This is a genomic window from Streptomyces sp. NPDC021622, assembly GCF_040640795.1.
In the GTDB taxonomy this organism is placed as follows: domain Bacteria; phylum Actinomycetota; class Actinomycetes; order Streptomycetales; family Streptomycetaceae; genus Streptomyces.
The window spans coordinates 95,098-119,643 of sequence record NZ_JBFACK010000005.1; the positions used below are offsets into that span (position 1 = coordinate 95,098).

The 24,546-nt window shown below is 68.6% G+C and carries 23 protein-coding genes; 1 reads left to right on the forward strand and 22 read right to left on the reverse strand.

Features of this window, described 5'->3' with window-relative positions; genetic code table 11:
- Positions 1-5 precede the first annotated feature (5 nt).
- On the forward strand, positions 6-1,835 hold the full coding sequence (locus tag AB0G47_RS11360; RefSeq protein WP_360767117.1) for a glycoside hydrolase family 18 chitinase: 1,830 nt from the start codon (positions 6-8) through the stop codon (positions 1,833-1,835).
- A gap of 74 nt (positions 1,836-1,909) precedes the next feature.
- On the opposite strand, the gene AB0G47_RS11365 is transcribed toward AB0G47_RS11360, so the two are convergent.
- The 22 genes from AB0G47_RS11365 to AB0G47_RS11470 form a co-directional block, all read right to left on the reverse strand.
- Positions 1,910-2,359: a DUF2550 domain-containing protein gene (locus AB0G47_RS11365; RefSeq protein ID WP_135331165.1), complete on the reverse strand. Its 450-nt coding sequence runs from the start codon at positions 2,357-2,359 to the stop codon at positions 1,910-1,912.
- Positions 2,360-2,488: 129 nt separating this feature from the next.
- Positions 2,489-2,863, reverse strand: coding sequence for a F0F1 ATP synthase subunit epsilon (locus tag AB0G47_RS11370; RefSeq protein ID WP_266870814.1), 375 nt, complete (start codon positions 2,861-2,863; stop codon positions 2,489-2,491).
- Between the two features lie 109 nt (positions 2,864-2,972).
- Positions 2,973-4,415, reverse strand: coding sequence for a F0F1 ATP synthase subunit beta (gene atpD / locus AB0G47_RS11375; protein WP_360767123.1), 1,443 nt, complete (start codon positions 4,413-4,415; stop codon positions 2,973-2,975).
- Positions 4,415-5,332, reverse strand: coding sequence for a F0F1 ATP synthase subunit gamma (locus AB0G47_RS11380; protein ID WP_360767126.1), 918 nt, complete (start codon positions 5,330-5,332; stop codon positions 4,415-4,417). Before AB0G47_RS11380 ends, atpD begins: the two co-directional genes overlap by 1 nt.
- Before the next feature lie 20 nt (positions 5,333-5,352).
- Positions 5,353-6,951 carry a F0F1 ATP synthase subunit alpha gene (atpA, locus tag AB0G47_RS11385; RefSeq protein ID WP_360767129.1) on the reverse strand — a complete coding sequence of 533 codons (1,599 nt, stop codon included), beginning with the start codon at positions 6,949-6,951 and terminating at the stop codon, positions 5,353-5,355.
- Between the two features lie 127 nt (positions 6,952-7,078).
- Positions 7,079-7,900 carry a F0F1 ATP synthase subunit delta gene (locus AB0G47_RS11390; protein WP_360767131.1) on the reverse strand — a complete coding sequence of 274 codons (822 nt, stop codon included), beginning with the start codon at positions 7,898-7,900 and terminating at the stop codon, positions 7,079-7,081.
- The gene (locus tag AB0G47_RS11395) at positions 7,897-8,445 is read right to left on the reverse strand and encodes a F0F1 ATP synthase subunit B (protein WP_360767134.1); all 549 of its coding nucleotides are present in this window, start codon (positions 8,443-8,445) and stop codon (positions 7,897-7,899) included. Before AB0G47_RS11395 ends, AB0G47_RS11390 begins: the two co-directional genes overlap by 4 nt.
- Before the next feature lie 38 nt (positions 8,446-8,483).
- Positions 8,484-8,723, reverse strand: coding sequence for an ATP synthase F0 subunit C (gene atpE, locus AB0G47_RS11400; protein ID WP_360767137.1), 240 nt, complete (start codon positions 8,721-8,723; stop codon positions 8,484-8,486).
- Positions 8,724-8,801: 78 nt separating this feature from the next.
- Complete coding sequence (gene atpB / locus AB0G47_RS11405; RefSeq protein WP_360767988.1) at positions 8,802-9,572, reverse strand: F0F1 ATP synthase subunit A; 771 nt, start codon at positions 9,570-9,572, stop codon at positions 8,802-8,804.
- Positions 9,573-9,848: 276 nt separating this feature from the next.
- The gene (locus tag AB0G47_RS11410) at positions 9,849-10,286 is read right to left on the reverse strand and encodes a hypothetical protein (protein WP_360767140.1); all 438 of its coding nucleotides are present in this window, start codon (positions 10,284-10,286) and stop codon (positions 9,849-9,851) included.
- A gap of 262 nt (positions 10,287-10,548) precedes the next feature.
- On the reverse strand, positions 10,549-11,904 hold the full coding sequence (locus AB0G47_RS11415; RefSeq protein ID WP_360767143.1) for an MraY family glycosyltransferase: 1,356 nt from the start codon (positions 11,902-11,904) through the stop codon (positions 10,549-10,551).
- A gap of 130 nt (positions 11,905-12,034) precedes the next feature.
- Entirely contained in the window at positions 12,035-13,276 is a 1,242-nt protein-coding gene (glyA, locus tag AB0G47_RS11420) for a serine hydroxymethyltransferase (RefSeq protein ID WP_360767145.1), read from the reverse strand.
- Positions 13,277-13,368: 92 nt separating this feature from the next.
- Entirely contained in the window at positions 13,369-14,013 is a 645-nt protein-coding gene (locus AB0G47_RS11425; RefSeq protein ID WP_266870804.1) for a protein-tyrosine-phosphatase, read from the reverse strand.
- Positions 14,010-14,657, reverse strand: a complete 648-nt coding sequence (locus AB0G47_RS11430; protein ID WP_135331177.1) for an L-threonylcarbamoyladenylate synthase — start codon at positions 14,655-14,657, stop codon at positions 14,010-14,012. Before AB0G47_RS11430 ends, AB0G47_RS11425 begins: the two co-directional genes overlap by 4 nt.
- A gap of 47 nt (positions 14,658-14,704) precedes the next feature.
- Positions 14,705-15,550, reverse strand: coding sequence for a peptide chain release factor N(5)-glutamine methyltransferase (prmC, locus tag AB0G47_RS11435; protein WP_360767148.1), 846 nt, complete (start codon positions 15,548-15,550; stop codon positions 14,705-14,707).
- A 35-nt stretch (positions 15,551-15,585) separates the two neighbouring features.
- The gene (gene prfA / locus AB0G47_RS11440) at positions 15,586-16,662 is read right to left on the reverse strand and encodes a peptide chain release factor 1 (RefSeq protein ID WP_360767151.1); all 1,077 of its coding nucleotides are present in this window, start codon (positions 16,660-16,662) and stop codon (positions 15,586-15,588) included.
- A 119-nt stretch (positions 16,663-16,781) separates the two neighbouring features.
- Complete coding sequence (rpmE, locus tag AB0G47_RS11445; RefSeq protein ID WP_135331180.1) at positions 16,782-17,003, reverse strand: 50S ribosomal protein L31; 222 nt, start codon at positions 17,001-17,003, stop codon at positions 16,782-16,784.
- Positions 17,004-17,151: 148 nt separating this feature from the next.
- Entirely contained in the window at positions 17,152-18,273 is a 1,122-nt protein-coding gene (locus tag AB0G47_RS11450) for an LCP family protein (protein ID WP_360767155.1), read from the reverse strand.
- A gap of 313 nt (positions 18,274-18,586) precedes the next feature.
- The gene (rho, locus tag AB0G47_RS11455) at positions 18,587-20,599 is read right to left on the reverse strand and encodes a transcription termination factor Rho (protein WP_360767158.1); all 2,013 of its coding nucleotides are present in this window, start codon (positions 20,597-20,599) and stop codon (positions 18,587-18,589) included.
- Between the two features lie 382 nt (positions 20,600-20,981).
- Entirely contained in the window at positions 20,982-21,899 is a 918-nt protein-coding gene (gene thrB / locus AB0G47_RS11460) for a homoserine kinase (RefSeq protein ID WP_266870799.1), read from the reverse strand.
- A 226-nt stretch (positions 21,900-22,125) separates the two neighbouring features.
- Positions 22,126-23,184 (reverse strand): threonine synthase, encoded by a 1,059-nt coding sequence (gene thrC, locus AB0G47_RS11465; protein ID WP_360767161.1) that lies wholly within the window; start codon positions 23,182-23,184, stop codon positions 22,126-22,128.
- A gap of 6 nt (positions 23,185-23,190) precedes the next feature.
- Positions 23,191-24,480 (reverse strand): homoserine dehydrogenase, encoded by a 1,290-nt coding sequence (locus AB0G47_RS11470; RefSeq protein WP_360767991.1) that lies wholly within the window; start codon positions 24,478-24,480, stop codon positions 23,191-23,193.
- Positions 24,481-24,546: the final 66 nt, after the last annotated feature.

A 24,546-nucleotide genomic window follows, 5' to 3' on the forward strand; every position in this document is an offset into this window, starting at 1 on the left:
ACACCGTGCGCTTCAGACACAGAGCCGTGGCAGGCCTCACCACCCTGCTGCTCCCGCTCGCCACCCTGGTCGCCCTCACGGGCCCCGCCGAGGCAGCACCCGAAGCCGCCCCGGCCGCCACCGCCACGTACGCCAAGACGCAGGACTGGGGCAGCGGCTTCGAAGGCAAGTGGACCGTCAAGAACACCGGCACCACCTCCATCAGCTCCTGGACCGTCGCGTGGGACTTCCCCGCCGACACCAAGGTGACGTCCGCCTGGGACGCCACCGTCACCAACTCCGGCACCCGCTGGACCGCCAAGAACCTCGGCTGGAACGGGACGCTCGCCCCCGGCGCCTCTGTCTCCTTCGGGTTCAACGGCTCGGGCCCCGGATCGCCCGCCAACTGCACACTGAACGGCGGCAGTTGTGACGGCGGCAGCGTCCCCGGCGACAACCCGCCGAGCGCCCCCGGCACCCCGACCGCCTCCGACATCACCAACACCTCGGTGAAGCTCGCCTGGAGCGCGGCCACCGACGACAAGGGCGTCAAGAACTACGACGTGCTGCGCGACGGCGCCAAGGTGGCGACCGTGACCGGGACTTCGTACGCCGACAGCGGTCTGACCGCGGGCACCGACTACTCGTACACGGTCCAGGCCCGCGACACCGCGGACCAGACAGGACCGGCGTCCGGCGCCGTCAAGGTGCACACCACGGGCGGCACCGGCCCCGGCCCCGGCGGCAAGGTCAAGCTCGGCTACTTCGCCCAATGGGGCGTCTACGGCCGCAACTACCACGTGAAGAACATCGACACCTCGGCATCCGCCGCCAAGATCACGCACATCAACTACGCCTTCGGCAACGTCCAGGGCGGCAAGTGCACCATCGGCGACGCCTACGCCGACTACGACAAGGCGTACACCGCCGACCAGTCCGTCGACGGCGTCGCCGACACCTGGGACCAGCCGCTGCGCGGCAACTTCAACCAGCTGCGCAAGCTCAAGGCCAAGCACCCGAACCTCAAGGTCCTGTGGTCCTTCGGCGGCTGGACCTGGTCCGGCGGCTTCACCGAAGCGATGAAGAACCCGGCGGCCTTCGCCAAGTCCTGCCACGACCTGGTGGAGGACCCGCGCTGGGCCGACGTCTTCGACGGCATCGACCTGGACTGGGAGTACCCGAACGCCTGCGGCCTGACCTGTGACACCAGCGGCGCCGCCTCCATGAAGAACATGATGTCCGCGTTCCGCACCGAGTTCGGCAAGGACGCCCTGGTCACCGCCGCGATCACCGCCGACGCCTCCAACGGCGGCAAGATCGACGCGGCCGACTACGGCGGCGCCGCGCAGTACGCCGACTGGTACAACGTGATGACGTACGACTTCTTCGGCGCGTGGGCGGCGAAGGGCCCGACGGCCCCGCACTCCCCTCTCACCTCCTACGCCGGCATCCCGCAGGACGGCTTCAACTCCGCCGACGCGATAGCCAAACTGAAGGCGAAGGGCGTCCCCGCCGCCAAGCTGCTCCTTGGCATCGGCTTCTACGGGCGCGGGTGGACCGGGGTTACTCAGAAGGAACCCGGCGGCACGGCTACTGGCGCCGCGCAGGGGACGTACGAAGCAGGCATCGAGGACTACAAGGTGCTGAAGAACTCCTGCCCCTCTAACGGCACCATCGCAGGTACCGCCTACGCGCACTGCGGCAGCAACTGGTGGTCGTACGACACCCCGGCGACGGTCAAGAGCAAGATGGCCTGGGCGAAGGGGCAGGGTCTTGGCGGTGCGTTCTTCTGGGAGTTCAGTGGGGACACCACCAACGGTGAGCTGGTGAGCGCCATCAACGACGGCCTCAAGTAGCTCCCCCGAGAACGAAGCCGGGGAGACAGGAACGCCCCCTGTCTCCCCGGCTTCTTCATGCGTACGAGGCCCTGCTAGGCCACGTTGACCCGCTGGCCCGGAGGCGCCGCCTCCAGCCATGCCAGGAAACCCGTCAGCGCGTCCTCGCCCATCGCCAGTTCGAGGCGTACGCCCCGATGCAGGCAGCCGAGGACGATCGCGTCGGAGAGCAGGGCCAGCTCTTCCTCGCCGTCCGGGGCGCGCCGGTCCACGACCTCGATGGCCGAGCGCTCGAGGACCCGGCGCGGCCGGGGAGCGTACGAGAAGACGCGGTACCACTCGATCCGGTCGCCGTTGTAGCGGGCCACCCCGTAGCCCCAGCCCTTGCCGGAGGTGTCGCCCTTCTCCGGGGCGTTCCAGCGCAGGCTGCAGTCGAAGGTGCCGCCGGACCGCTGGATCAGCCGGCGGCGCAGTCCGAAGACGAAGAGCCCCACCAGTACCAGCGCGACCAATACGAGTCCGCACACGAGCAGAGTGAGGATCATCGGCACCGACCTCCTCGCCTCTTCGAAACGGACCAACAGAATTGCACCCGCATTGCCTCAGCCGCGACCCGCTCCGGATTGCTCCGGATCAGGCCGCGGCTGAGTCACGTCAACGCCGACACGCTGGGTTCAGCGCGTCGCCACCGCCCGCAGTCGGACGTCCGCGCGACGCTCGGCGGAGGCGTCGGCCTCCGACTTCGCGCGCTCGAGCGCCCGCTCCGCGCGCTGGACATCGATCTCGTCCGACAGCTCGACGATCTCAGCAAGCAGTGACAGCTTGTTGTCCGCGAAGGAGATGAATCCTCCGTGGACGGCGGCGACGACAGTGTTGCCGTCGCTCGTACGAATGGTCACCGGGCCCGACTCCAGCACACCCAGAAGCGGCTGGTGACCGGGCATGACGCCGATGTCGCCGGACGTGGTGCGCGCGACGACCAGGGTGGCCTCGCCGGACCAGACACTGCGGTCCGCGGCGACCAGCTCGACATGCAGCTCAGCAGCCAAGGGTGGCTCCTCGGGTCACCACCCGGCGGCTTCGCCGGGTGTTGGGTCAAATTCTAGTGGGCGTACCGGGAGGGGCGGGACGCGCCCACCCCTCCCGTGAGTCAAGGACTCAGGAGACGCCGAGCTCCTTGGCCTTCGCCTTGAGGTCCTCGATGCCACCGCACATGAAGAACGCCTGCTCGGGGAAGTGGTCGTACTCGCCGTCGATGATCGCGTTGAACGCGGCGATCGACTCGTCGAGCGGCACGTCCGAACCGTCCAGGCCGGTGAACTGCTTGGCGGCGTGGGTGTTCTGCGACAGGAAGCGCTCCACGCGACGGGCGCGGGAGACGACCAGCTTGTCCTCTTCGCTCAGCTCGTCGATACCGAGAATCGCGATGATGTCCTGGAGGTCCTTGTACTTCTGCAGGATTCCCTTGACGCGCATGGCGGCGTCGTAGTGGTCCTGCGCGATGTAGCGCGGGTCCAGGATGCGGGACGTCGAGTCCAGCGGGTCCACCGCCGGGTAGATGCCCTTCTCCGAGATCGGACGCGACAGCACGGTCGTCGCGTCGAGGTGCGCGAAGGTCGTGGCCGGGGCCGGGTCGGTGAGGTCGTCCGCGGGGACGTAGATCGCCTGCATCGAGGTGATCGAGTGACCACGCGTCGAGGTGATGCGCTCCTGGAGGAGGCCCATCTCGTCGGCCAGGTTCGGCTGGTAACCCACCGCGGAGGGCATGCGGCCGAGCAGGGTCGAGACCTCGGAGCCGGCCTGCGTGAAGCGGAAGATGTTGTCGATGAAGAACAGCACGTCCTGCTTCTGCACATCGCGGAAGTACTCCGCCATGGTCAGACCGGCAAGGGCGACACGCAGACGCGTGCCCGGCGGCTCATCCATCTGACCGAAGACAAGGGCGGTCTTGTCCAGAACGCCCGACTCTTCCATCTCGTCGATGAGGTCGTTGCCCTCACGGGTGCGCTCGCCGACACCGGCGAACACGGAAACGCCCTCGTGCAGCTTGGCCACACGCATGATCATTTCCTGGATGAGGACGGTCTTGCCGACGCCCGCACCACCGAACAGACCGATCTTTCCACCCTTGACGTACGGGGTGAGAAGGTCGACGACCTTCAGGCCGGTCTCGAACATCTCGGTCTTGGACTCGAGCTGGTCGAAGGCCGGGGCCTTGCGGTGGATCGGCCAGCGCTCGGTGACGTCCTTCTCGGCCTCCGGCTCGTTCAGGATCGCGCCGAGGGTGTTGAACACCTTGCCCTTGGTGATGTCACCGACGGGGACGGTGATGCCGTTGCCCGTGTCGGTCACCGCGGCCTGGCGGACCAGACCGTCGGTGGGCTGCATGGAGATCGCGCGGACCACGCCGTCACCCAGGTGCTGGGCGACCTCGAGGGTCAGCGTCTTCTTGGCGCCGTCCAGAGCCGGGTCTGCGACCTCGACGTGCAGGGCGTTGTAGATGTCCGGCATCGCGTCGACGGGGAACTCCACGTCGACGACCGGGCCGATCACCCGGGCGACGCGGCCCGTGGCAACGGCCGTATCAACAGTGGTCGTCATTACTTGTCACTCCCCGCGGTCGCGTCGGCCAGGGCGCTGGCGCCACCGACGATCTCGCTGATTTCCTGGGTGATTTCGGCCTGGCGGGCCGCGTTGGCAGAGCGGGTGAGCGCAGTGATCAGATCACCCGCGTTGTCGGTCGCCGACTTCATCGCGCGGCGCGTGGCGGCGTGCTTGGAAGCAGCCGACTGGAGCAGCGCGTTGTAGATACGGCTTTCGACGTAGCGCGGCAGCAGGGCGTCGAGGACGTCCTCCGCCGACGGCTCGAAGTCGTACAGGGGACGGGCCTCGTCCGTCGTGCCCGCCTCCTTCGCCACCTCGTCGAGGCTCAGCGGGAGCAGCCGGGAACCGACCGCGTCCTGCGTCATCATCGAGATGAACTCGGTGTAGACGATGTGGAGTTCATCCACGCCGCCCTCGGCCGATTCCTTCTCGATGGCCTCGATCAGGGGTCCGGCGATCGCCTTGGCGTCCGCGTAGGAAGGGGCATCGGTGAAGCCCGTCCACTGCCCGGCGATCTTGCGCTCACGGAAGTTGTAGTGCGCGATGCCACGGCGGCCGACGATGTACGTGTCGACCTCCATGCCCTTGCCCTGCAACTTCGCGGTGAGCTGCTCCGCACTCTTGATGGCGTTGGAGTTGAAGGCGCCGGCCAGACCGCGGTCGCTCGAGAGGAGCAGGACAGCGGCCCGGGTCGGAGCCTCGGCCTCGGTGGTCAGCGGGTGCTTGTCGCTCGCACCCGTGGCCACCGCGGTGACCGCGCGCGTGAGCTCGGTCGCGTACGGAGTGGAGGCCGCCACCTTGCGCTGTGCCTTGACGACACGCGAGGCGGCGATCATCTCCATCGCCTTGGTGATCTTCTTGGTCGCGGTGACGGATTTGATGCGACGCTTGTAGACCCGGAGCTGGGCTCCCATGAGTCAGGTCCCTTCCGTCGTCACTTGGACGCGTCGACGGCGGCCGGAGCGTCCTCGCCGAGCAGCTTGCCGTCCGACGTCTCGAACTGCTTCTTGAACTCCGCGACGGCGTCGGCGATGGCCGTGATCGTGTCGTCGGACATCTTGCCGCCCTCCTTGATGGAGGTCATGAGGCCCTGCTCCTTGCGGTGCAGGTGCTCAAGGAGCTCGCTCTCGAAGCGGCGGATGTCGTTGACCGGAACCTCGTCCATGCGGCCCGTGGTGCCGGCCCAGATGGAGATGACCTGGTCCTCGGTGGCCATCGGCTGGTACTGCGGCTGCTTGAGCAGCTCGACCATCCGCTGACCGCGCTCGAGGGAGGCCTTCGACGCGGCGTCCAGGTCGGAACCGAAGGCGGCGAACGCCTCGAGCTCACGGAACTGGGCGAGGTCCACGCGGAGGCGGCCGGAAACCTGTCGGATCGCCTTGTGCTGTGCGGAACCACCGACTCGGGAGACGGAGATACCGACGTTCAGCGCGGGGCGCTGACCGGCGTTGAACAGGTCCGACTCCAGGAAGCACTGGCCGTCGGTGATGGAGATGACGTTGGTCGGAATGAACGCCGACACGTCGTTCGCCTTGGTCTCGACGATCGGGAGACCCGTCATCGAGCCCTTGCCCATCTCGTCCGACAGCTTCGCGCAGCGCTCGAGCAGACGCGAGTGCAGGTAGAAGACGTCACCCGGGTAGGCCTCGCGCCCCGGCGGGCGGCGGAGCAGCAGGGACACGGCGCGGTAGGCGTCGGCCTGCTTCGAGAGGTCGTCGAAGACGATGAGGACGTGCTTGCCCTCGTACATCCACTGCTGGCCGATTGCCGAACCGGTGTAGGGCGCCAGGTACTTGAAGCCCGCCGGGTCGGACGCCGGGGCGGCGACGATGGTCGTGTACTCGAGCGCGCCGGCCTCTTCCAGGGCACCGCGCACGGAGGCGATGGTGGAGCCCTTCTGACCGACGGCGACGTAGATGCAGCGCACCTGCTTGTTCACGTCGCCCGAGCGCCAGTTGTCGCGCTGGTTGATGATCGTGTCGACGGCCAGGGCGGTCTTGCCCGTCTGGCGGTCGCCGATGATCAGCTGACGCTGGCCACGGCCGATCGGGGTCATCGCGTCGACGGCCTTGTAGCCGGTCTCCATCGGCTCGTGCACCGACTTGCGGTCCATGACCGTGGGGGCCTGCAGCTCGAGGGCGCGGCGGCCGGACGTCTCGATCTCGCCGAGGCCGTCGATCGGGTTGCCGAGCGGGTCGACGACGCGGCCGAGGTAGCCCTCGCCCACCGCGACGGACAGGACCTCGCCGGTACGGGTGACCGGCTGGCCCTCTTCGATGCCGCTGAACTCGCCGAGGACGACGGCGCCGATCTCGCGCTCCTCAAGGTTGAGGGCGAGACCGAGGGTGCCGTCCTCGAACTTCAGCAGCTCGTTGGCCATGGCCGAGGGGAGGCCCTCGACCTTCGCGATGCCGTCACCGGCAACGGTGACCGAACCGACCTCCTCGCGCGAGGCCGCGTCCGGCTTGTACGCCTGGACAAAGTTCTCCAGTGCGTCCCGGATCTCCTCCGGCCGGATCGTGAGCTCCGCCATCTGGGTTCCCTGCTCTCCTTGTTGGGCCCGAAGTTTCACTTTGGGGGTCTGGGGACTCCCCCCAAGTAAGAGGTGAATCCTCTGCACGGCCCAACTAGGGCCGTAATTACTACGTCTTGCGTTACTGCTAGCTCGCCATGCGGCGGTGCGCGTCCTCGATGCGGTCCGCGATGCTGCCGTTGATGATCTCGTCGCCGACCTGCACCGTGATCCCGCCGAGGACCTCGGGGTCCACGTCGAGGTTCAGGTGCATCTGCCGGCCGTAGACCTTCGCCAGGACAGCGCCGAGGCGCTGCTTCTGCTGGTCCGAGAGCGGCACAGCAGAGGTGACGACGGCGACCATCCGGTTCCGGCGGTCCGCGGCCAGCTTGGAGAGGGACTCGAGTCCGTCTTCCAGGCTACGTCCACGGGGCGCGGTCACAAGGCGCTCGACGAGCCGCTCGGTCACCGCATTGGCCCGGCCGCCGAGCAGGCTGCGCAGCAGCTCGCTCTTGGCCGCGCCGGTGGCGCCGCGGTCGGTGAGCGCGGACCGGAGGGCGGGGTTCGAGGTGACGATCCGGCCGAACCGGAACAGCTCGTCCTCGACGTCGTCCAGCGCGCCGGACTTCTGCGCACCGGTCAGGTCGGCGAGGTTGGCGAGCTCCTCGAGGGCGTCCACCAGGTCACGCGACTGCGACCAGCGCGAGCGGACCATGCCGGCCACCAGGTCGGCGGTCTCGCCGCCCACCTGCCCGCCGAGCAGCCGCCCGGCGAGCTCGGCCTTGGCCTCGCCGCTCTGCGACGGGTCGGTCAGGACCCGGCGCAGCGAAACCTCACGGCCCAGGAGCGCGGTGACAGCGGCCAGCTCGTCCGCGAGCTTCTTCGCGTCGACCGACGTGTTGTCGGTCAGCGCGTCGAGGCGCTCGCGCGCGGCGGCCGTGGCCTCGCGGCTAGCTCCGTGCGCTGTCATCGAGTGGCCTCGGCCTTCTCCTCGAGCTCGTCGAGGAAACGGTCGATCGTGCGGCTCTGCCGGGCGTGGTCCTCGAGGGACTCGCCGACGAGCTTGCCGGCCAGGTCGGTGGCCAGCTGGCCCACGTCCTGACGCAGCGTCTGCGCGGCGGCCTTGCGGTCGGCGGCGAGCTGCGCGTGACCGGCGGCGACGATCTCCTCGCGCTGCCGCTGGCCTTCGGCACGCATCTCAGCGATGAGCTGGGCGCCCTGCTCCTGCGCCTCCTGGCGCAGACGCGCGGCCTCGTGCCGAGCCTCGGCGAGCTGAGCCTTGTACTGCTCAAGAACGCTCTGGGCCTCGGTCTGAGCGGCCTCGGCCTTTTCGATACCGCCTTCGATCGCCTCGCGGCGCTCGTCCAGAACCTTGTTGATGTTCGGGAGGAGCTTCTTCCAGAAGAAGAAGAAGACGACAGCGAAGGCCAGTGCGCCGACGAGCAGCTCAGGACCCGGCGGGATGAGCGGGTTCTGCTCTTCCTCGGCCGCCAGCTGAACCAGGTTGGCGATCACATCAGTGCCTTTCGTCGAAAAGTGTCAGCAAGCAGTGATTACTTACCGAACACGAACGGCATGACGATGCCGATGAGGGCGAGCGCCTCACAGAAGGCGAAGCCGAGGATCTGGTTCGAACGGATCAGGCCGGCAGCTTCGGGCTGACGGGCCAGGGCCTCGGTGCCCTTACCGAAAACGATGCCGACGCCGATGCCGGGGCCGATCGCGGCGAGGCCGTAGCCGATGGAGCCGAGGGAGCCGGAGACGCCTGCGGCGAGTTCGAGGGTCGCGGACATGCCGTTACTTCCTTCTCTTTCATGGACCGGTGGGGGTTGGCCACCGGGCGATCTGGGGGCTAGAAAGCCGGGGGTCACTCAGTGGTGCTCGGCGAGAGCGCCCTGAATGTAGGTGGCGGAGAGGAGCACGAAGACGTACGCCTGGACCGCCTGCACGAAGAGCTCGAAGAGGATCATGGCGATGGTCATCACGAAGGACACACCAGCGGCCGGGATCATGAAGCTGTTCAGCAGGTACCAGGAGGCGACGGTGAACATCACCAGCATCAGGTGACCGGCGAACATGTTGGCGAACAGTCGCACCGAGTGCGTGAACGGCCGGACGATCAGGTTCGAGAAGAACTCGATGAACGCCACAAGCCACTTGATCGGGCCGAGCGAATTGTCGTAGCCGGTGATGTTCTTCCAGCCGCCGACGAATCCGTGCCGCTTGAAGGTCAGGGGCACCCAGATGAAGTAGACGATCGCGGCGAGCACGACCGGGTACGCGAAGACCGAAGAGACCGGGAACTGGGTCAGCGGGATCACGGACCAGATGTTCATGATCCAGATGAAGAAGAACATCGAGACCATCAGGGGGACGTACTTCTCGCCCTCCTTCTTGCCCATCGTCTCGTAGACGATGCCGCGGCGTACGAAGTCGTAGCCGGCCTCACCGATCATCTGCAGCTTGCCCGGGACGACCTTGGCCTTGCCGAACGCCGTGTAGAAGAAGGTGACGACGACGAGCGTGGTCAGCAGGGCGAGCAGCATGACCTTGTTGAACTCGAACCCGCCGACCTCGAAGATCGGCTTGAAGAGGAACGAGTGCAGGCCCGGAGCCGGGAAGCCACAGCCGTTGTCGGACATGATCCGACAGCTCCAGTCAAAGGCGAGCTCAGTTTGGTCAGCACTCACCGCGGGCTCCTTCGGCGTGACGCATAGGTACGGCAACCTCGTTGTCGTGTCGGCGCGGCGCGCAGCCGCGATTCGGCACCAGACTGGTGTTTCGGATGTGGGCGCGGCGTTCAGGCATCGAGCCTCGCGATCGTGCAGGCGTCAGCTCAGATGCCCGCGCCAGCAGTGCCGCAGTTGGCACCGGACGATAGCAGCATCTCGAACGGGCATTTATCCCGGCCCTACCCTTCACGTCGAGGACCCCGACTTCTCCGGCTTGTCCTTCTGCTCGGAGTCGGGATCGACGTAAAGGATCTTGGCCTTCATGTGCGCGCGGGCCTGCGACGCCATCCATACGACGGTCGCCACCACAAGGCCCACGGCGAAGGCCTTGGGGTTGAACAGCGTGGTGTCCTTGAACAGGGCCACGAATACGAGAAGCAACAGGAGTTGAACGACGTAGAGCAGCAGACCCATCATCTGGAACAGATGCGGGAGCGCCTTCGCCGTTCGCTGCAGCGCGAACATCCCGAGCCCCATGAAAGCGATGACCACCAGAGTGCCGACGACCGCACCGAGTGCTCCCTTGCCGCCCGCGACCACGGCACTGACGATGGCGACGATCGCGCCCGCGGCAGCCGTGGGTACGGCGGTCTGAAGGAGTGTTCGGGTGTCTTGAGACGGCATGGCGGCAGCTCCGCTTACTGATGGGGGCAGGGTGTCGTCATGGACGAGCGTAGTCCGGGGTCGAGAGCGTCCCTCGGGCCAATGAACCGTCGCACTACGGTCCTTCGGCGCTATCCCCTGGTTTCGTGAACGGTATCACAAACTATTTGATGAGGTCTTTACCTGCCAGGTGTGCTCGCCGTCACACATGAGAGTGAGTCTGCGCGTCTGTGCATTCAGCGAGGCGAGTTGTCTGGTATTGGGCGAGTTTGACCTCGACCCGTCAGCTCGACGAGCCGGCCTTGCGCCGATCCTCGAGGCGCGAGCGGGTGCCGACGGCGGTCGCTCCGTTGACGCCTGCGCCGACCGGAGGAGGCGAATCCGCCTTCGCTTCGGTCTCTCCCTGCGCATCCGTCCCGGCTGTCACGTTCGTCTCATCACCCGCGTCGGCACCGGCTCCGGCGGCCCGGCGGCGGCGCCGGTAGCGCGGCGGCACGAACGACTCCGCCCAGCGCGGAATGTGCGGGGTGAAGCGCGGCAGCAGGAGCAGCACCAGGCCCACGGAGCTGAGCGCGACGATGCCGAGCAGGATCCACATGCTCGTGGAGTGGACCGAGTACGCGACCGTCCCGAAGGCGATGAGCGCCGACCAGAAGTACATGATCAGCACCGCGCGGCTGTGCGAGTGGCCGATCTCCAGGAGCCGGTGGTGCAGGTGCCCGCGGTCGGCGGCGAACGGCGACTTTCCGTTCCACGTACGGCGGACGATGGCGAGCACCAGGTCGGCGAACGGGATCGCGATGATCGTCAGCGGCATGAGCAGCGGGATGAAGACCGGGAGCATCGCGTGGGTGGCGTCGCGGGTGCCGCCGAAGTTCAGCTTCAGGGCGTCACCGTCGATCTGCCCGGTGGCGGAGATCGCCCCCGCCGCCAGGATCAGGCCGATCAGCATCGAGCCCGAGTCCCCCATGAAGATCCTGGCGGGATGGATGTTGTGCGGCAGGAAGCCCACACACATGCCGATCAGGATCGCGGCGAAGAGCGTCGCGGGGGCCGCGGCCTCGATGCCGTAGCCGTACCAGAGGCGGTACGCGTAGAGGAAGAACGCCGATGCGGCGATGCACACCATGCCCGCGGCCAGGCCGTCGAGGCCGTCCACGAAGTTCACGGCGTTGATGGTGATGACGACGAGCGCGACCGTCAGGAGCGTGCCCTGCCCCTGGTCCAGGAGGACCATGCCGTAGCCCGGGACCGGGATCCACAGGATCGTCAGACCCTGGATGACCATGACGCCCGCGGCGATCATCTGGGCGCCCAGCTTGATCAGTGCGTCGATCTCGAACTTGTCGTCGAGCACACCGATCAGCCAGATCAGCGCGGCGCCGGAGAGCAGCGCGCGCGGCTCGTTGGAGCGCTCGAAGACGTCGTTCAGATTCGGCAGGTGATCGGCGACGAGCAGCCCCGCGCACAGCCCGAAGAACATCGCGATCCCGCCGAGCCGGGGCGTCGGCTCCCGGTGCACGTCGCGGGCGCGGATCTCCGGCATGGCGCCGGCCACGATCGCGAACTTCCGCACCGGGCCGGTCAGCAGGTAAGTCACCGCGGCCGTGATGCAGAGCGTAAGGAGGTATTCACGCACGGGCTTCCCCACAGGTATCGCTGGCCATCTCAGCCCCACAGCCTAGCTCTGCGGGCATATGGCTGGGGACTTCCGGGTAGCGACGATGGTTGCACGAGAACGCACCTCTTCCGGACGCGTCTACCCCGACCTAGCCCGGATACGGCGGAAATCTGCCCACCAATGCGCGCACTTCCTCTCGTACGCCCGGGTCCTCGCGCACCGCTTCGGCGAAGAGCCCGGCGATGCGGACCATCTCCGCGTCGGTCATGCCCTGTGTGGTGACGGCGGCCGTGCCGAGCCGCAGTCCCCGGCTGTCGCCGTAGGGCAGGGCGCAGGTGTCGAGGACCAGGCCCGCCGCGGAGAGACGGCCGCGTGCGGTGCTCGCGTCGACGCCCAGCGGGGCCGGGTCGGCCAGGATCAGGTGGGTGTCGGTGCCGCCGGTGCTGATCACGCAGCCCGCGGCGGCCAGCGCCTCGGCGAGGATCCGCGCATTGGCGACGACGTCATGGGCGTACGCCGTGAAGGCCGGGGTGGCCGCCTCGCCGAAGGCCACGGCCTTGGCGGCGATCGTGTGCATCTGGGCGCCGCCCTGGGTGAAGGGGAAGACCGCCCGGTCGATACGTTGCGCGAGCTCGGCCCCGCACAGGATCAGGCCGCCGCGCGGGCCGCGGAGCACCTTGTGGGTGGTGGCGCAGACGACGTCCGCGTACGGCACCGGGCTGGGGGCCGCTCCCCCGGCGACCAGGCCGATGGGGTGGGCGGCGTCGGCGATGAGATAGGCGCCCACGTCGTCGGCGATGTCGCGGAAGGCCGCGTAGTCGATGTGCCGGGGGTAGGCGATGGAGCCGCAGACGATCGCCTTCGGCTGGTGCGAACGGGCGAGGGCGTGCACCTGTTCGTAGTCGATGAGGCCGCTCTCGGGGTCGACGCCGTAGCCGACGAAGTCGAACCAGCGCCCCGAGAAGTTCGCGGGCGAACCGTGCGTGAGATGGCCGCCGAACGGCAGGCCCATGGCGAGGACGGTGTCGCCGGGGCGCAGCAGCGCGGCGTACGCGGCGAGCACGGCGGACGATCCGGAGTGCGGCTGCACATTGGCGTGCTCGGCGCCGAAGAGTGCCTTGGCGCGGTCGATGGCGATGCGCTCGGCGACGTCCACCAGCTCGCAGCCGCCGTGGTGGCGGGCGCCGGGGTAGCCCTCGGCGTACTTGTTGGCGAGGGGTGAGCCGAGGGCTTCGAGGACGGCCGGTGAGGTGAAGTTCTCGGCGGCGATGAGCTGGAGGCCGCTCGCCTGGCGTTCGGCTTCGGCGAGGAGGACCTCGGCCATCTGGGGGTCCTCGCGGCGGAGCGCGTCAGCCCCCACGGTGGGCGGTTGTTCGGTGGTGACCGGCATCGTGGGCTCCGGGCCTGGCGGGGGTTGAAGTCCCTCCAATGTAGGCCTGCCGCACGCGGCACGCGCGGTGTCCGCCCCCGGAGGGGAAAGGTTCAGGCTTTGGCGCGTACGCCGGTCAGCGCCGTCACCACCGGGTCGAGCGCCTCGTTGATCTCGTCGCCCACCGAGCGGAAGAAGGGCAGCGGCGCCCCGTAGGGGTCGTACACCTCGTCCGCCTCGACGCTCGGCGCGAGCAGCCAGCCGCGCAGCGCCGCGGCCGCCCGCACCAGGGCACGCGCACGCTCCACCACGCCCTCCCCGTCGGGGTCGGGCAGTGTGGCCGGGTCTATGGCCCGCACCAGACGGGTGAACTCCTTCAGCGTGAACGTGCGCAGTCCTGCCGAGTGGCCCATCGAGATGACCTGCGCCCGGTGGTCCCGCGTCGCCGTCAGGACGAGGTCCGCCCGGATGACGTGGTCGTCGAGCAGCTCACGGCCCATGAAGCCGGAGGCGTCCGCCCCGAAGTCCGCGAGGACCGTCTCGGCGTTGGTCTCCATGGGGGCGCCCTCGTGCCCCCACGTACCCGCGCTCTCCACGATCAGGCCGCCCGTGAACGGATCGCCGAGGCGGTCCGCCAGGGCATGCCGCGTCAGCCGCTCGGTGATCGGCGAGCGGCACACATTGCCGGTGCTGACGTGGAGGATGCGGAACGAATCTCGACAAGCCGCTATGCCACGCCCCGTCTCAGGGGCTGTCAATTCGCCACCTCGAGGTCGGGTACCACCTTGCGGAGCTCCTCCGCGGTCAGGGCACCCGCGCGCAGCAGTACCGGCACCTTGCCGGTGACGTCCACGATCGAGGAGGGAACGATGCCCGGCGTCGGACCGCCGTCCAGATACACGGAGACGGAGTCCCCGAGCATCTCCTGCGCGGCGTCACAGTCCTCGGGGGCCGGGTGGCCCGTGAGGTTGGCGGACGAGACGGCCATCGGCCCGACCTCGGTGAGCAGCTCGATGGCGACGGGGTGCAGCGGCATGCGGATGGCGACCGTGCCGCGGGTGTCACCGAGGTCCCACTGGAGCGACGGCTGCTGCTTGGCGACCAGCGTCAGCGCGCCCGGCCAGAAGGCGTCGACGAGCTCCCAGGCCGACTCGGAGAAGTCGGTGACCAGGCCGTGCAGGGTGTTCGGGGAGCCGATGAGGACAGGGGTGGGCATATTGCGGCCACGGCCCTTGGCGTCGAGCAGATCGGCGCAGGCCTCCGGGGTGAAGGCGTCGGCACCGATGCCGTAGACGGTGTCGGTGGGCAGCACGACCAGCTCGCCACGGCGGACGGCGGACGCGGCCTCGCGCAGACCGGTCGTACGGTCGGTCGCGTCGTTGGTGTCGTATCGCCGTGCCATTTAGCGGGCCTCCTCGTACACGTACTGCTGGCTTGAAGTCTTGGTCCTCACGGCATCGCCTTACGGGCGGTCGCGAAGCGCGGGCGGTTGTTGAGGTCCGGGTGGTCGGCCGCGTCGGCCCAGCCCCGCTCCTCGGTGAAGATCCACGGGACCTGGCCGCCCTGGGTGTCCGCGTGCTCGACGACGACGACACCGCCGGGCCGAAGGAGGCGGTGAGCGGTGCGCTCGATGCCGCGGATCAGGTCGAGGCCGTCCTCGCCGGAGAAGAGGGAGAGCTCGGGGTCGTAGTCGCGGGCCTCCGGGGCGACGTACTCCCACTCCGTGAGCGGGATGTACGGCGGGTTGGAGACGACGAGGTCGACCTGGCCGTCGAGCTCGGGGAACGCGTCACGCGCGTCGCCCTGGGAGAGCTTGACCCTGGACCCCTCGACGTTCTTCCGCGTCCACTTCAGCGCGTCCTCGGACAGCTCCACGGCGTGCACCCGCGAGCGCGGCACCTCCTGCGCCATGGCGAGCGCGATGGCGCCGGAGCCGGTGCACAGGTCGACGATGAGCGGCTCGACGACATCCATCGCGCGCACGGCGTCTATGGCCCAGCCGACGACCGACTCGGTCTCGGGGCGCGGCACGAACACACCGGGGCCCACCTGCAGTTCGAGGTAGCGGAAGAAGGCACGCCCGGTGATGTGCTGGAGCGGTTCGCGGGCCTCGCGGCGCGCGATCGCCTCCCAGTAGCGTGCGTCGAAGTCCGCGTCCTTGACGGCGTGCAGCTCGCCCCGCTTCACGCCGTGCACGAAGGCGGCGAGCTCCTCGGCGTCGTTGCGCGGCGAGGGCACGCCGGCGTCGGCCAGCCGCTGGGTGGCCTGGGCCACTTCCGCGAGCAGCAGGTTCACGCTGGTCCTCCGGGGGCAGTGCGGTTGTCGGGTGCTTACGCGGCCGCGAGCTTGGCGGCGGAGTCCGCGTCGACGCAGGCCTGAATGACCGCGTCGAGTTCTCCGTCGAGCACCTGGTCCAAGTTGTACGCCTTGAAGCCGACGCGGTGGTCCGAGATCCGGTTTTCCGGGAAGTTGTACGTACGGATCTTCTCGGAGCGGTCAACCGTGCGGACCTGGCTGCGACGGGCGTCCGCCGCCTCCTTCTCCGCTTCCTCCTGGGCCGCGGCAAGGAGCCTGGAGCGCAGGATACGCATCGCCTGCTCCTTGTTCTGCAGCTGGCTCTTCTCGTTCTGGCAGGAGGCGACGACTCCGGTGGGAATGTGCGTGATGCGCACCGCGGAGTCGGTGGTGTTGACGGACTGGCCGCCGGGGCCCGACGAGCGGTAGACGTCGATGCGGAGGTCGTTCGCGTGGATCTCGACGTCGACCTCCTCGGCCTCCGGCGTCACCAGGACACCGGCCGCGGAGGTGTGGATGCGGCCCTGCGACTCGGTCGAGGGAACGCGCTGCACGCGGTGTACGCCGCCCTCGTACTTCAGTCGCGCCCAGACGCCCTGTCCTGGCTCGGTCGCGCCGTTGCCGCCCTTGGTCTTCACGGCGACCTGGACGTCCTTGTAGCCGCCGAGCTCGGACTCGGTGGCGTCGATGATCTCGGTCTTCCAGCCCACGCGCTCCGCGTACCGCAGATACATGCGAAGGAGGTCGCCGGCGAAGAGCGCCGACTCGTCGCCGCCCGCGCCCGCCTTGACCTCGAGGATGACGTCCTTGTCGTCGGACGGGTCCCGGGGCACGAGCAGCAGCCGCAGCTTCTCGGTGATCTCCTCGCGCTGCTTCTCGAGGTCCTTGACCTCGGCGGCGAACTCCGGGTCCTCCGCGGCCAGTTCACGGGCCGTCGCGATGTCGTCGCCGGTCTGCTTCCAGGCGCGGTACGTCGAGACGATCGGGGTGAGCTCGGCGTAGCGCTTGTTGAGCTTGCGCGCGTTGGCCTGGTCGGCGTGGACCGCGGGGTCCGCGAGCTTCGTCTCCAGATCGGCGTGCTCGCCGATCAGTTCCTCGACCGCCTCGAACATCGGGGGCTCCTGGTTTCGTACGCGAATTTCGTTCGCGGAGTGGCGCTTGCGTCAGACGGCAAAGCGCCGGTCCCGGCCACCCCCTCCCGAGGGCGGCCGAAGACCGGCGCAGTGGCTCGCTACTTGTTGGAGCCGGCAGCCTTGCCGAAGCGGGCCTCGAAGCGGGCCACACGGCCACCGGTGTCGAGGATCTTCTGCTTGCCCGTGTAGAACGGGTGGCACTCGGAGCAGACCTCGGCGCGGACGGTGCCGCTGGAGATCGTGCTGCGGGTGGTGAACGACGCGCCACAGGTGCAGCTGACCTGCGTCTCGACGTACTCGGGGTGGATGTCGCGCTTCAAGGTGTCTCCTAGTTTCGGGAGGGCACCGGGTCGTACGCGCGGATTGCTCGTACGTGAACCGGGGCCGACGTACCAGTCTGCCAGGACTGGTCGCATCTGCCCAAACCGGGGTGGGCGCTCATCTATTCCCCGAGGGCGGGCGAACGGCTCAGTTGCTGCTCACGACGTCGTCCGCGCCGCCCTTGTCGCCCGCGGACTGCTCGGTGGCGGACTTGGGGATCGCCTTGTCGGCCCTGAGCGCGGCCCAGACCTGGCGGTCGGCCTTCTCCAGGGGGAGTACGCGGTTGGGGTCGGCCGGGTCGTACTGGATGGGCAGGGTGACCATGTGCATGTCGCCCGCGCCGATGCCCTTGAGGCCGCCCGCGAAGCCCGCGAGGCTCTTGACGTCGTTCAGTTCCGAGTCCGTGGTGATGGCGCTCGTCGCGTCGTCCGCGAGGTCGTAGAGCTTCTTCGGGTTGCTGAACACGCCGACGTCGTTGACCTGGTTGATCAGGGCCTTGATGAACGCCTGCTGGAGCTGGATGCGGCCGAGGTCGCTGCCGTCGCCGACGCCGTGCCGGGTGCGGACCAGGCCGAGTGACTGCTCGCCGGTCAGCTGGTGCTTGCCGGCTTCGAGATCGAGGTGGCTGTCCTTGTCATGGATGGCCTCCTTGGTGGTGATCTCGACGCCGCCGAGGGTGTCGATGAGCTTCTTGAAGCCCGAGAAATCGACTTCCAGGTAGTGGTCCATGCGGATGCCGGACATCTTCTCGACGGTCTTGACGGCGCAGGCCGGGCCGCCGACCTCGTACGCCGTGTTGAACATCTGCCGCCGGCCGCCCGGATCGGTCTGACCGTCGTCGGTCTTGCACTCGGGCCGGGTTATCAGGGTGTCGCGGGGTATCGAGACGACGCTGGCCGTCTTGTGGCCCTTGTTGACGTGCACGACCATCGCCGTGTCCGAGCGGGCGGCGCCCTCGTCCTTGCCGTACTTGGCGTTGTCGCCGGAGCGGGAGTCGGAGCCGAGGACGAGGATGTCCTGCGAGCCGTTGTCGACGTTCGCGGGGCGGTCCGTGCCGAGGGCCGCGTTGATGTCGACGCCCTTGATGTTGCCGTTGAGCTTGAAGTACACGAAGCCGAGGCCCGCACCGCCGAGGACGATCACCGATGCGGCGGTCCACGCCGTGATGACGAGGGCCTTGTGCCGCTTGGTGGTCGGCTTGCGGCGCCGGCCGCCTCCGCCACGGGGGCGCTTGGGCTTCGGATCCTCGGGCGCGCTCTCGTCGGTCATGTGCTCCTCAGTCCTCGTCGGGTCGGTTACCCCCTGCTTTCAGGGTCAGGCGTGGTGTGACGTCATTTGTCAGACGTGCAAACCGCCTGAAGGGTTGCACAGCGCCTTGTGGGCGCCCCCGGCGCACACCGGTGACCCACCGTGCACTCCGAACCCACCCATCCAGCTTCCCACCTGCGATTTCGTCGGCGCCGGTGCTACTGCCCGTGACCGTGAGAATCTCTTATGTGTGTGGCAAAGGTCTCTCGGCAGGCAAAAGGGCCGCCCCCGTCGGATGACGGGGGCGGCCCTTTGGTGGTGCTGTTCGCTGTGACTAGTCGTTGCCGTTGCCCGGCGTCGGCGTCGTCTTCGCGATCTGCATCAGGAACTCGGCGTTCGACTTCGTCTGCTTCATCTTGTCGAGAAGCAGCTCGATGGCCTGCTGCGAGTCGAGCGCGTGCAGCACCCGGCGCAGCTTCCAGACGATCGCCAGCTCTTCGCTGTTGAGCAGGATCTCTTCCTTGCGGGTGGAGGACGCGTCGACGTCCACCGCCGGGAAGATGCGCTTGTCCGAGAGCTTCCGGTCGAGCTTGAGCTCCATGTTGCCGGTGCCCTTGAACTCCTCGAAGATCACCTCGTCCATGCGCGAACCGGTGTCGACAAGCGCGGTGGCCAGGATGGTCAGCGAGCCGCCGTCCTCGATGTTGCGCGCCGCACCGAAGAAGCGCTTCGGCGGGTAGAGCGCGGTCGAGTCGACACCACCGGACAGGATGCGCCCGGACGCCGGGGCCGCGAGGTTGTACGCACGGCCGAGGCGGGTGATGGAGTCGAGCAGGACGACCACGTCGTGACCCAGCTCGACGAGACGCTTGGCGCGCTCGATGGCCAGCTCGGCGACGGTGGTGTGGTCCTCGGCGGGACGGTCGAAGGTCGAGGAGATGACCTCGCCCTTCACCGACCGCTGCATGTCGGTGACCTCTTCCGGACGCTCGTCGACCAGGACGACCATCAGGTGGCACTCGGGGCTGTTGGTGGTGATCGCGTTGGCGACCGCCTGCATGATCATGGTCTTGCCGGTCTTCGGCGGAGCCACGATCAGCCCTCGCTGACCCTTGCCGATCGGCGACACGAGGTCGATGATGCGGGTGGTCAGGATGCCCGGGTCGGTCTCCAGACGGAGCCGGTCCTGCGGGTAAAGGGGCGTCAGCTTGTTGAACTCCGGTCGCCCGCGCCCGGATTCGGCCGCCATGCCGTTCGCCGAGTCGAGGCGGACGAGCGCGTTGAACTTCTCGCGGCGCTCGCCGTCCTTGGGCTGACGGACCGCGCCGGTGACGTGGTCGCCCTTGCGCAGACCGTTCTTGCGGACCTGGGCGAGCGACACGTACACGTCGTTCGGTCCGGGCAGGTAGCCCGACGTACGAATGAACGCGTAGTTGTCGAGGATGTCCAGGATGCCCGCGACGGGGATCAGTACGTCGTCCTCGGCGACCTGCGGCTCGTTGGCGCCGCCGAACTCGTCGCGGCCACGGCGGCCACGGCGGTCGCGGTACCGGCCGCGACGCCCGCGACGGCCGCCCGCCTCGTCGTCGAAGTCGTCCTGCGGGCCGTTGTCCCGCTGCTGACGGTCCTGCCGGCCGCCGCCCTGCTGGCGGTCCTGACGGCCACCGCCCTGCTGGTCGTCGCCCTTGTTGCCACCTCGGCGGTCACGGTCGCGGCCACGGCCCTGGCGGTCGCGGCCCTGACGGTCACGGCGGCCCTCGGCGCCCTCACCGGAGCCGTCGCCGCGGGACTCGGACTGCGCGTCCTGCTTCGGCTCGGCCTTCGCCTCGGCGGTGACGGTCTCGGGGCTGCCCGCGTCGGCGGTGGCGCGGCGACGCCGGCGCTCGCCCTTGTCGGCACCCGCGGGCTGGCCCGGGATGTCGATCTGCTGCTGGGCGACGGCCTCTTCGGCCTTGCCGCCCGAAGCCTGCTCCGTCTTCTCGGCCTTGTCGGCCTTGCTCGACTTGCCGCCGGCCGCCGCGTCCTCGCCCGTACGGGCCTTGGAGGTCGCGCGGCGCTTCGGCTTGGTCTCGGCCTCGGCCGAGGACGGCGCGGCACTCTTCGCGGGGGCGCCCCCTCCCGCCTGCGCCTCCTTGATGACCTCGATCAGCTGGCTCTTGCGCATCCGCGCAGTGCCCTTGATACCGAGGCCGGATGCGACCTGCTGCAGTTCCGCCAGCACCATGCCCTCGAGGCCGGTGCCGCGGCGCCGCCGGGACCCGGCCGAAGCACCGGTGGCAGGCGCCGCAGAGGCGTCCGTGGCGGGCGTGTCGGCAGTCACGCCCATCAGATCGGTGGTGTCGCTCACGAAGGGTCCTTCCCTGGAGCGGACGTCGGCCTGTCTGGCTCGGCGACCGGTTGTGCTGTCCGGCGGTCCTTTGGTGTGTGGACCTGGCCGGGGCGGTGGTCCGCCAATGCGCGGCGGAAGAATTCACTGGTGATGGCGAGTCCCGGTGAGGTGCCACTGATGTGCGGTGTCACTCGGCTCGGTCACGCCGGTTCCGGAGCGTGCTCGGAACTGCTCAATGCAAGGCACGAAGCAGTTTGGGAGGCTCCCGGAAGGATGGATGTCCCGGACGGGGACACGAAGCACCTCGCCATGGTGGGGTCGGGTGCAGACTTGAGGTTAACACTACCGGATCCAACAAACATTCCCCCTCTCCAAATCCGGTTACCCGGAGGTCACTGCGTCAAGGCGCGAGCGGCAGCACGCTCGCCCCGGTCGCGTCGAGCGCCAGACGGTTGGCCGCCCAGCCCTCGCCCGCGAGGCGTGCGACCTTGTCGGCCGTACTCTCATCGGCCAGCGCGAGGACCGTGGGTCCCGCGCCGGAAATCATCGCGGGAACGCCGTCCGCCCGCAGTCGGTCCACCAGGGCGGCGCTCTCCGGCATGGCGGGTGCGCGGTACTCCTGGTGGAGGCGGTCCTCGGTGGCGGGGAGCAGCAGCTCGGGGCGTCTGGTCAGCGCCTCGACGAGCAGGGCGGCCCGGCCCGCGTTGGCGGCCGCGTCCACATGGGGGACGGTGCGCGGGAGCAGTCCGCGCGCGGTTTCGGTGAGGACCGGCTTTCCCGGTACGAAAACCACCGGAACGATGGAATCGGCGGGGTCCATCCTGATCGCCCGCGCCGCTCCCCCGTCCATCCAGGAGAGCGTGAAGCCGCCGAGCAGACAGGCGGCGACGTTGTCGGGGTGGCCCTCGATCTCGGTGGCGAGCTCAAGCAGGGCGTTGTCGTCGAGCCGGGCGTCACCGCCTATCGTCACGGCGCGCGCGGCGACGATTCCGGCGCAGATGGCGGCGGACGACGAGCCGAGGCCCCGGCCGTGCGGAATACGGTTGGCGCAGACGATTTCGAGCCCGCGCGGCTGTCCGCCGAGCAGGTCGAAGGCGGTACGCAGGGAACGTACAAGCAGATGCGACTCGTCGCGCGGGAGCGTCTCGCTGCCCTCACCTGCGATGTCGATGTTCAGTCCGGAGTCGGCCACCCGGACGACGACGTCGTCGTACAGCCCCAGCGACAGGCCGAGGGCGTCGAAGCCCGGCCCGAGGTTGGCGCTGGTGGCGGGGACGCGCACCCGGACGGCGGCGGCGCGGAACGCGGGACCGGCCATCGCTCGATGACTCTCCTTGAGCTGCGATCTTTTGGAGGACTTGCCACATGTGAGGCAGTACCCGAAGGCCGATACACGGCGGCACCGCGGCATATGCGGCGGGGCGGGTTGGGTACAGCCTATCGAAGGAAGGTTCTGTGGCGACATAGGGCGCACAGGAGGCGCACGATGCGTGCCGTAAGCCCCCTGTGCACCCCCTGTGGGGAGTTGCGGGTTTTCCCCGGGGTTATGCCAGGCCGAGGCGCTCGGCGGCGGTGGCCGCGTCGACCGGCACGGTGACCGGCTGCGGGGCGCCGGCGACGGCCCAGTCGGGGTCCTTCAGGCCGTTTCCGGTGACCGTGCAGACGATCTTCTGGCCCTTGTCGACCTTGCCCTGCTCGGCGGCCTTCAGGAGACCGGCGACGGACGCGGCCGACGCGGGCTCGACGAAGACACCCTCCTGGGACGCCAACAGCTTGTAGGCGCGCAGGATCTCACGGTCCGTCACCTCGTCGATGAAGCCGCCCGACTCGTCGCGCGCGGCCAGGGCGAAGTCCCAGGACGCGGGGTTGCCGATGCGAATCGCGGTGGCGATGGTGGACGGGTCCTTGACGACCTCGCCACGCACGATGGGCGCCGAACCCGAGGCCTGGAAGCCCCACATCCGGGGAGTGTGCGTCGACACCGAGTCGGCGGCGTACTCCTTGTAGCCCTTCCAGTAGGCCGTGATGTTGCCGGCGTTGCCGACGGGAAGGACGTGGATGTCCGGGGCGTCGCCGAGCGCGTCGACGATCTCGAACGAGGCGGTCTTCTGGCCCTCGATGCGGAACGGGTTGACCGAATTGACCAGCGCCACGGGGTAGTTCTCCGAAAGACCGCGCGCGAGGTTCAGGCAGTCGTCGAAGTTCCCGTCGACCTGAAGGATCTTCGAGCCGTAGACGAGCGCCTGGCCCATCTTGCCGAGCGCGATCTTGCCCTGCGGCACCAGGACCGCGCAGACCATTCCGGCGCGTACGGCATAGGCGGCCGCGGAGGCCGACGTGTTGCCGGTGGAGGCGCAGATGACGGCCTTCGCGCCCTCCTCCTTGGCCTTCGTGATCGCCATCGTCATGCCGCGGTCCTTGAAGGACCCGGTCGGGTTGGCGCCCTCGACCTTGAGATGGACCTCGCAGCCCGTGCGCTCGGAGAGCACCTGCGCGGGCACGAGCGGCGTGCCGCCCTCGCGGAGCGTCACGACCGGCGTCGTGTCGGAGACGGGGAGACGGTCCCGGTACTCCTCGATGATTCCGCGCCACTGGTGGGTCATTGCTGGTTACTCTCCTTCAACCCGCATGATGCTCGCGACACCACGCACGGTGTCGAGATTCCGCAGCGCCTCGACCGTGCCGCTGAGCGCGGCGTCGGGTGCCCGGTGGGTGACGACGACGAGGGATGCCTCGCCGTCCTTGCCCGTCTGACGGACCGTATCGATCGATACGCCGTGCTCGGCGAAGACCGTCGCGACCTGGGCGAGGACACCCGGCTTGTCGGCCACGTCGAGGCTGATGTGGTACCGCGTGACGACCTCGCCCATGGAGCTCACGGGCAGCTGGGTGTACGCGGACTCGCCGGGCCCGGTGGCCTCGCCGAGCTTGTTCCGGCAGACGGCGACGAGGTCGCCGAGCACCGCCGACGCGGTGGGCGAGCCGCCCGCGCCGGGCCCGTAGAACATGAGCTGGCCGGCGGCCTCCGCCTCCACGAAGACGGCGTTGTACGCCTCGCGCACGGACGCCAGCGGATGGCTGAGCGGAATCATCGCGGGATGCACGCGCGCGGTGACGGACTCCCCGTGCGCGGCCCGCTCACAGATGGCGAGCAGCTTGATGGTGCAGCCCATGCGCTTCGCGGAGGCGAAGTCGGCGGCGGTCACCTCGGTCATGCCCTCGCGGTAGACGTCGTCGAGCCGCACGCGCGTGTGGAAGGCGATGCCGGCGAGGATCGCGGCCTTGGCGGCGGCGTCGAAGCCCTCGACGTCGGCGGTCGGGTCGGCCTCGGCGTACCCGAGAGCGGTGGCCTCGTCGAGGGCTTCCTGGTACCCGGCCCCGGTCGTGTCCATCGCGTCAAGGATGAAGTTGGTGGTCCCGTTGACGATCCCGAGGACCCGGTTGACCTTGTCGCCGACAAGGGACTCGCGCAGCGGCCGGATCAGCGGAATCGCGCCGGCGACGGCGGCCTCGTAATAGAGATCCCGCCCGTGCTCCTCGGCGGCGGCGTGCAGCGCGGCACCGTCCTGGGCGATGAGGGCCTTGTTGGCCGAGACGACGGACGCGCCGTGCTCGAAGGCGGTGGTGATGAGGGTCCGGGCGGGCTCGATCCCTCCGATGACCTCGACGATGACGTCGATGTCGCCCCGTTTGACCAGCGCGGTCGCGTCGGTGGTGATGAGGGAGGGGTCGATTCCCTCGCGCACCTTGGAGGGACGGCGGACGGCGACCCCGGCGAGTTCGACCGGGGCGCCGATCCTGGCCGTGAGGTCGTCGGCGTGCGTCGTCATGATGCGCGCCACCTCTGAGCCGACAACCCCACAGCCCAGCAGCGCCACCTTCAGCGGACGCGTACGCATCATCCGACCTCACTTCTCATACATCTAAACGATGGGACCAGTCTCACCCACCGGACCGGAGTTTCT

Bases quoted from the DNA above. Each gene is read 5' to 3' on its own strand.
- AB0G47_RS11365 (WP_135331165.1), bottom strand. From the start codon at position 2,359: ATGATCCTCACTCTGCTCGTGTGCGGACTCGTATTGGTCGCGCTGGTA.
- atpD (WP_360767123.1), bottom strand. From the start codon at position 4,415: ATGACGACCACTGTTGATACGGCCGTTGCCACGGGCCGCGTCGCCCGG.
- AB0G47_RS11380 (WP_360767126.1), bottom strand. From the start codon at position 5,332: ATGGGAGCCCAGCTCCGGGTCTACAAGCGTCGCATCAAATCCGTCACC.
- atpA (WP_360767129.1), bottom strand. From the start codon at position 6,951: ATGGCGGAGCTCACGATCCGGCCGGAGGAGATCCGGGACGCACTGGAG.
- AB0G47_RS11390 (WP_360767131.1), bottom strand. From the start codon at position 7,900: ATGACAGCGCACGGAGCTAGCCGCGAGGCCACGGCCGCCGCGCGCGAG.
- atpE (WP_360767137.1), bottom strand. From the start codon at position 8,723: ATGTCCGCGACCCTCGAACTCGCCGCAGGCGTCTCCGGCTCCCTCGGC.
- atpB (WP_360767988.1), bottom strand. From the start codon at position 9,572: ATGTCCGACAACGGCTGTGGCTTCCCGGCTCCGGGCCTGCACTCGTTC.
- AB0G47_RS11410 (WP_360767140.1), bottom strand. From the start codon at position 10,286: ATGCCGTCTCAAGACACCCGAACACTCCTTCAGACCGCCGTACCCACG.
- glyA (WP_360767145.1), bottom strand. From the start codon at position 13,276: ATGCCGGTCACCACCGAACAACCGCCCACCGTGGGGGCTGACGCGCTC.
- AB0G47_RS11430 (WP_135331177.1), bottom strand. From the start codon at position 14,657: ATGGCACGGCGATACGACACCAACGACGCGACCGACCGTACGACCGGT.
- prfA (WP_360767151.1), bottom strand. From the start codon at position 16,662: ATGTTCGAGGCGGTCGAGGAACTGATCGGCGAGCACGCCGATCTGGAG.
- AB0G47_RS11450 (WP_360767155.1), bottom strand. From the start codon at position 18,273: ATGACCGACGAGAGCGCGCCCGAGGATCCGAAGCCCAAGCGCCCCCGT.
- thrB (WP_266870799.1), bottom strand. From the start codon at position 21,899: ATGGCCGGTCCCGCGTTCCGCGCCGCCGCCGTCCGGGTGCGCGTCCCC.
- thrC (WP_360767161.1), bottom strand. From the start codon at position 23,184: ATGACCCACCAGTGGCGCGGAATCATCGAGGAGTACCGGGACCGTCTC.
- AB0G47_RS11470 (WP_360767991.1), bottom strand. From the start codon at position 24,480: ATGCGTACGCGTCCGCTGAAGGTGGCGCTGCTGGGCTGTGGGGTTGTC.